We start from the raw sequence: 5,390 nt of genomic DNA, 5'->3' as shown, positions 1-5,390 counted from the left end.
AATATCCCGCAGCGCGCCTTACACCACCAGACACCCATCCAGGCGCTCAAAGAGTGGCAGGCAAAGAAGCCGGATTTATTTGTTAAACGCGTTTATAACCAAGCGGGTCTTGACAGTTCATCAGGCCCGGCACGTTGTAGCGCATACGGGCGATGATCTTGCGCCAGGCCATCTGCGCCTTTTTCAGTGGCATCACGTCCAGCTCATCGATCAGCGCGTGGCCGATCTTGAAGCCGACGATGGTTTCAGGCTTCTCCATCGAGCGGCAGATGACAGTGCCGCGATAGCGTCGGCCCTCGTACACCTCGACCTCGTGATCGCCCTGCTTCACCTTAATGCGCAGGCCCATCGCGTAGGCCACCTCCTCCATCGTGGGATAGAAGATGTCGCGGATTTGCGGATAGGTCGGCGCGAAGTAACCCTGGTTGATGCCCGGCCACTCCCAGAAGTGGGCGCAGATGCCCGCGCAGCCCACAAACGTCTTGCCCGAGCCGAACCCGGCCACGTAGGCCTTGAACTTGTGCGGCAACTGCAGGAAGCTCGATTGCGGGACGTTCAGGTCAAACTGGATTGTCGTCATGGCGCTTGGCGTCTTTCACGCCGAAGGTGATGGCGACAGGAGTGGGCGCCTGGTCGGCCTGCTCGGCTTTGCCCTTGTTCACGTAGATATCGCCCACTTCCTTGGCTGCCTGCTCGTAGAGGCTGGCCACCAGCGGCAGGTTGCGCATGTTCTCAGCCTTCTGCGCAAGGCGTCCCAGGCCACGCAAGCGAAAAGCCTTGCTGGCGATCGGGATTTCCTCGGCAGTGGCACGGAACTTGGCGCGCGTCTCTTCGAAGATCGTGCGCCATTTCTGGCTCAGGTTTCGGCCGACGTAGGTGTTCGGGTCGTAGCAGGACACCTGCTGGCGGCTCACATCGAGGCCGAATTCCTCTTTTACCGCTATCGATACCTGCGTCGGCGAGTCGAAACAGGCCAGCGCGGTGACGACGTACAGCTTCACCTCGTCCTTGAGTGCGGCCATGTTTTAGTTTCCTGTAAAGCAACGTAAAGGCTACGCAGCCTTTAGCAGACACGTTCCGCACGCCCTCGCTATGTTGATTTTCGCCACTTCGGGCGGGGTCTTTGCTGCGTCAATCATGCGCTGTACGTCCTTGCTTGCGCCGTAGCGCCGGACCACGCCGACAAACTCTTCGACGTCATGTGCGCGCATGCTCAGTTTCGGCAGCCCGTACTTGTTGAAAGCTGGCGCGCCGAATTCGTCCTGCTCCTGGGCGATGTGATACAGCTCGTGCTCGAGCAGCGCACAGAATTCGGCGTCGCTACAGGTCAGGCAATACGATGCGTCCAGGGTAATGAGGAAGTCAGGCACCGCGCCGAACCAGTCGGCCATCTGCTGTTGCTGGCGGCCCTTCTGCCATGGTCCACAGCGAAACGTCACTTCCTCGCACTGGCCCAGCACGGTGCGGCCTGCCTTCACGAAGCCCATCGGCGCCCACAGGAACTGCACGTCGGCATATTCCAGGTGGGCATGGTCTTCGTTGTACAGCGCGCCGCCTTCGGTGAGGATGGATGCACGCGCCCACTTGAGTACCTCGGGCGCGGGCGCATAACGATTGTTCAGCAGGTCGGTGAATTCGGGTGGCGGTACCGGGCGGCCGAAGCCTGGCGCAGCTGGTTGTCTGCGCGCCATGCTACTGGGCGCCGTCGACGTCGAGCATCACGGGCGGCATCGTTGCGCCCACCACCCACAGCCGGACGGCGCCGCCGGCATTCAGCGCGGCCAGTTCCTCGACGCTCGGGCGCCAGTACGACACCACGGCATGCAGATCGCCCACGTGCGTGCGCGTGATCGGCAGCGCGTTGCATGGGAGTTCGCCCTGGTCCCAGCCGGCAGGCGCGCCGAGCACGCCGTTATTTGATGGGTGTTGGATTTTATTCATGGCAATAGAATGAGCACAGTTTGATAAAAATCAACATAAAGTTATTTCTGCGCGGCATGATATTAATTTTCCGCAAAGAAATATATGGACCTAGACACTCGCCCAAACGGTGCCCGTGCACTGCCCTTACTCTCTCGCCCCGACACAGAAACTGAGCAGATAATTAATATCGCCGTACGCATGGTGATGGAAGTGGGCCTGACCACCGCAGAGGAATACCTGATCAGCCGAGGCGTGAGCAGAAAAACGGCCTTGCGGGTGCTGAGCCACAACCCTCGGATGCGTCGAAAGCCGCGATAGAGTATTGCTTCCTGATGTCACCGCCCGCCCCCAGCAGGCGCCGCGGTGCATCGCGGCTGGAGTCCTCTGGATCATTGCTACGTCGGTGAGCTGCGCCCGTTTTGTGAGCCTGCCACTGGAGCGCGCTGGCAGTCGCAAGTGTCAGGTGTATGGGATGCCGCCACGCCGGGCGTGCTTCATCATGGCCTGGTGCACAGCCTCGGTGCGCTCGCGCATCCAGACATCGAATCCGACTCCCTCGGCCGGGTGCAGCTCGACAGCAGCCGGCGTCGCGCGCGGCACCAGTTCGTATTCGGCCAGCACCTTGGCAGCGAGGTCGATAGTGCCGTCATCGCCCACCGGATAGTATTCACACGTCACCGTGGGAATTTCGCCAAACGCGAGCCGCAGTTCGATCCATGTGCAATGTTTGGGTGCGCCCAGGGCCTCGATTAACTTCGGGCCCAGCGTGTGCACGGTCATCAGGTTATTCATGGGGCGGCTCTCATTTGTACGGCCAGGTGCGTGCAACTGGTGGGCGGGGAGCGGCTGGCACTGGGCCGGGCCGCTCAAGGCTGAACAGAATCAAAAGGATGGCGAAGGGACTCATATCAGGCCGTCAACGCATGCAGCGTCGGCTTGACCATCGCCAACAGCCATGGCCAGGCCAGCAGCATGAGCGCGACGATGGCGCCACCGACCACGGCGCCCGCCAGTGCTATGGTGATGATCATCCGGCGGAAGTCGAAATCGAACATTTAGCGCACCACTTCCGCATAGACCTTGCCGAATGGCTGGAATTGCAATGTAAACTTGTTATCATCTGCGTGCTGCTTGCATTCGATAGGCAGAAGCTCCCCGGTGCCGTTGGTGTCGAAAACGCGCACGATCTTGCCATTAGCCTGGTACTCGAACGCGCCTGGATTCACTGAGGTTGCTGGGGTAATGACGTTCATGATTTACCTTTGGAGTTTGGAATGACGAAATCAGTTTTTGAAACAATCCATGAAGCATTTACCACCCTGGAATTCTTTCAGACGGCCTATGCGGGTGACGCCGAATATCAGCGGCGCCAAAACGAAGTGATTGCGATCCTTGTCAATCGATCGGAGCGCAATCCTCATTCGTATGAGTCAAAGCTTTTCGCTGGCGTAGCAAAGGCTATCCATGAGGCAAGCCAGCCGTCAGCGACGATGTGACCTGAAAATCACTACAAGAGCAGCGACTCTTGATGCGTAAATGAAAGAAGCCCCGGCCAGATTCGCGTCTGTCGGGGCTTCGTCGCTTCGGAACGCCATATCGGTGTTCTCGATAATCTAATAAAAAAGCCGCCAGCGCAGTGATGCGGCCGGCGGCGAAACCCAGCGTGCCGGGCAAGGAGAATCTGGAGCGGGCGGCGGGAATCGAACCCGCGTGAAAAGCTTGGAAGGCTTCCGCTCTACCATTGAGCTACGCCCGCGAAACTGGTTGCCAGTTACAGCGTCTGGCGCCGAATGGCCGCGGTTACAACGCGCGTCGGCTGGGTGATGCTTATCCTGCTCGCAATGTGTGGCGTCCCCTGAGTATCTCCGGGCGGGCGCTCCGAAACTCATCAGCCGATTTTTGTCCCGTGCGCAGTCACGTCGCGCTTCAACGCCGCCGGCGCCGGGATTGGCGCCAGGCGGCTGGGTGTTGTCTTCGCTACTTCATGGCGCACCTCCTTTTCAGGCCTGCGGCGGCATGCTCGCGCGCGCATCTGACCAGTTCACATTTCAGGCAATGCTAATCGGCGTCCACATCCAGCATCCGCTGGAACTGGCGCACCACGTCAGCGTCGAGCTGGTCAATCAACTCTTGCTGCGTTGGCGCATCGCCCGGCGCCGCGTCAGCGACGATGGCGGCCATCTCAAGTTGCGTATGGCGCCAGCGAAAGCGGCAGAGGAAAGTGCTTGCGGTCATGATCGCCTTGTACCGTGGCGCCAGAAAACAGAAAAGCCCGCATCGCTTACGCGCCGGGCTTGGTGGTTTTGCTCCCACGGCTATTGTGCGTGGTAAGCGGCGTTCGGTAAATTCAAGGCGTGCAGGTACGGCGCTGGGTCCGGGTACTGTCGCGAGTTCCAGCTATCGGTGGCGCCGAAGCGCACATTACGATTTCCGGAAGAATTTTACTGAACTGCAGCTTTCATTATACATAGAAATACTGTTTGTAAACACAGTTCAAAGAAAATTTACCCTACAGGTCGCGGTCACGCAACAAGCTGCCTGCGCGCCCGGAATGACTGTCAGCAATGGAACTCAGCTCGCTCACCATATCCTTGACGTGCTCAAGTTCAAGGCCGGCTACCCCATAGACGGGCGCCACGCCAGTACCCTTGCACGACGTGCACTGGCCATTCCCCAGTAGCACCTTGACGCCGGTCCCACTGCATCCCCTGCACTTTCCATCAAGCCAGTGCGCAAGCGATTTCTCGGCCACGCGACGGTAGAGCGCTTGCGCCGCTTGCGCATCCCAGGCTGTGTTTTCAGGCAGCCACTTGCGCGCGCGACCGCGCTTGATTACCTCGGCCGTCCAGATGCGCAGCAGCTGCGCCAGGTTCTGCTGGTTGCCCTCGAACATGCGGTTGAGCGTGCCGTCGGCATACTTCACGCGGCACAGCAGTGCGCCGATGTCGCCGGCAATTGCCGCGGCGGCAAGCGGGTCCGTCTGATGGTGCTGCGCATCGTCCATCAGGTTGCTCGATCCGATTGCTGCGATGTAGCGGTCTGTAAAGCCCATATGTTTTCTCCGATTTCCCGAGGCAATGTTAACACGCCTTTGATACTTCTACGTAGAGTTGGAAGCGCTGCGCTCTGAAGTTATCATTTCATCATATGGCAGAGAATTCACTGCCCATTGCAATGGATGAAGGACTCATTTATCGATGCCGATTAGTCATAAATAGACTAAAGAAATGTGAAAAAAAGCACGCGCGACGTTTTCACTTGCCAAAAAACCATTCACTTGCTAACATCAATATATTTCCAATAGGAAACAAATTTCTGCAAACGCAATGTGAAAATTCAATGTCTCTACTTGTCTGGAGTCGTGTGATTATGTACCCTTTCGTAGCTGGCCGCTATTCAAAGCCAGACACGTTTTGCGTACACTGTTGCACAACCTTAATCAGCCGCCATCTCATGACTCAAGCCCT

At 58.3% G+C, this 5,390-nt stretch carries 10 protein-coding genes and 1 tRNA gene; 1 reads left to right on the top strand and 10 read right to left on the bottom strand.

What is annotated here, in order from left to right; all coding sequences use genetic code 11:
* Nucleotides 1-82 precede the first annotated feature (82 nt).
* The 7 genes from ACQ4WP_RS28775 to ACQ4WP_RS28745 form a co-directional block, all read right to left on the bottom strand.
* The gene (locus tag ACQ4WP_RS28775; protein WP_436526654.1) at nt 83-580 is read right to left on the bottom strand and encodes a terminase large subunit domain-containing protein; all 498 of its coding nucleotides are present in this window, start codon (nt 578-580) and stop codon (nt 83-85) included.
* Nucleotides 561-1,022 (bottom strand): DUF2280 domain-containing protein, encoded by a 462-nt coding sequence (locus ACQ4WP_RS28770; RefSeq protein ID WP_436526652.1) that lies wholly within the window; start codon nt 1,020-1,022, stop codon nt 561-563. Before ACQ4WP_RS28770 ends, ACQ4WP_RS28775 begins: the two co-directional genes overlap by 20 nt.
* Before the next feature lie 30 nt (nt 1,023-1,052).
* Nucleotides 1,053-1,691: a putative metallopeptidase gene (locus ACQ4WP_RS28765; RefSeq protein WP_436526650.1), complete on the bottom strand. Its 639-nt coding sequence runs from the start codon at nt 1,689-1,691 to the stop codon at nt 1,053-1,055.
* Nucleotide 1,692: 1 nt separating this feature from the next.
* The gene (locus tag ACQ4WP_RS28760) at nt 1,693-1,941 is read right to left on the bottom strand and encodes a hypothetical protein (protein ID WP_436526648.1); all 249 of its coding nucleotides are present in this window, start codon (nt 1,939-1,941) and stop codon (nt 1,693-1,695) included.
* Between the two features lie 441 nt (nt 1,942-2,382).
* Nucleotides 2,383-2,715, bottom strand: coding sequence for a hypothetical protein (locus tag ACQ4WP_RS28755; protein ID WP_436526646.1), 333 nt, complete (start codon nt 2,713-2,715; stop codon nt 2,383-2,385).
* 116 nt (nt 2,716-2,831) lie between these two features.
* On the bottom strand, nt 2,832-2,978 hold the full coding sequence (locus tag ACQ4WP_RS28750; protein WP_436526644.1) for a hypothetical protein: 147 nt from the start codon (nt 2,976-2,978) through the stop codon (nt 2,832-2,834).
* Nucleotides 2,979-3,176 (bottom strand): hypothetical protein, encoded by a 198-nt coding sequence (locus ACQ4WP_RS28745; protein WP_436526642.1) that lies wholly within the window; start codon nt 3,174-3,176, stop codon nt 2,979-2,981.
* Nucleotides 3,177-3,197: 21 nt separating this feature from the next.
* Here ACQ4WP_RS28745 and ACQ4WP_RS28740 point away from each other — a divergent pair, with 21 nt between their 5' ends.
* Nucleotides 3,198-3,419: a hypothetical protein gene (locus ACQ4WP_RS28740; RefSeq protein ID WP_436526640.1), complete on the top strand. Its 222-nt coding sequence runs from the start codon at nt 3,198-3,200 to the stop codon at nt 3,417-3,419.
* A gap of 186 nt (nt 3,420-3,605) precedes the next feature.
* Here the strand turns inward: ACQ4WP_RS28740 and ACQ4WP_RS28735 are convergent.
* From ACQ4WP_RS28735 to ACQ4WP_RS28725, 3 genes are all read right to left on the bottom strand, one after another.
* Nucleotides 3,606-3,679, bottom strand: a tRNA-Gly gene (locus tag ACQ4WP_RS28735).
* Nucleotides 3,680-3,981: 302 nt separating this feature from the next.
* Nucleotides 3,982-4,158, bottom strand: a complete 177-nt coding sequence (locus ACQ4WP_RS28730) for a hypothetical protein (RefSeq protein WP_436526638.1) — start codon at nt 4,156-4,158, stop codon at nt 3,982-3,984.
* A 274-nt stretch (nt 4,159-4,432) separates the two neighbouring features.
* On the bottom strand, nt 4,433-4,975 hold the full coding sequence (locus ACQ4WP_RS28725) for a DnaJ-like cysteine-rich domain-containing protein (RefSeq protein ID WP_436526636.1): 543 nt from the start codon (nt 4,973-4,975) through the stop codon (nt 4,433-4,435).
* Between the last annotated feature and the right edge of the window lie 415 nt (nt 4,976-5,390).

Origin of the sequence: Janthinobacterium lyxosi (genome assembly GCF_051380665.1) — a bacterium.
Lineage (GTDB): Bacteria > Pseudomonadota > Gammaproteobacteria > Burkholderiales > Burkholderiaceae_D > Janthinobacterium.
The sequence above is the reverse complement of the archived record's forward strand: the minus strand, read 5'-3'. Positions and strand labels throughout refer to the sequence as shown.

What these genes read in the sequence shown, in the direction of transcription:
- ACQ4WP_RS28775 (WP_436526654.1), bottom strand. Translation starts at nt 580, where the DNA reads ATGACGACAATCCAGTTTGACCTGAACGTCCCGCAATCGAGCTTCCTG.
- ACQ4WP_RS28770 (WP_436526652.1), bottom strand. Translation starts at nt 1,022, where the DNA reads ATGGCCGCACTCAAGGACGAGGTGAAGCTGTACGTCGTCACCGCGCTG.
- ACQ4WP_RS28765 (WP_436526650.1), bottom strand. Translation starts at nt 1,691, where the DNA reads ATGGCGCGCAGACAACCAGCTGCGCCAGGCTTCGGCCGCCCGGTACCG.
- ACQ4WP_RS28760 (WP_436526648.1), bottom strand. Translation starts at nt 1,941, where the DNA reads ATGAATAAAATCCAACACCCATCAAATAACGGCGTGCTCGGCGCGCCT.
- ACQ4WP_RS28755 (WP_436526646.1), bottom strand. Translation starts at nt 2,715, where the DNA reads ATGAATAACCTGATGACCGTGCACACGCTGGGCCCGAAGTTAATCGAG.
- ACQ4WP_RS28750 (WP_436526644.1), bottom strand. Translation starts at nt 2,978, where the DNA reads ATGTTCGATTTCGACTTCCGCCGGATGATCATCACCATAGCACTGGCG.
- ACQ4WP_RS28745 (WP_436526642.1), bottom strand. Translation starts at nt 3,176, where the DNA reads ATGAACGTCATTACCCCAGCAACCTCAGTGAATCCAGGCGCGTTCGAG.
- ACQ4WP_RS28740 (WP_436526640.1), top strand. Translation starts at nt 3,198, where the DNA reads ATGACGAAATCAGTTTTTGAAACAATCCATGAAGCATTTACCACCCTG.
- ACQ4WP_RS28730 (WP_436526638.1), bottom strand. Translation starts at nt 4,158, where the DNA reads ATGACCGCAAGCACTTTCCTCTGCCGCTTTCGCTGGCGCCATACGCAA.
- ACQ4WP_RS28725 (WP_436526636.1), bottom strand. Translation starts at nt 4,975, where the DNA reads ATGGGCTTTACAGACCGCTACATCGCAGCAATCGGATCGAGCAACCTG.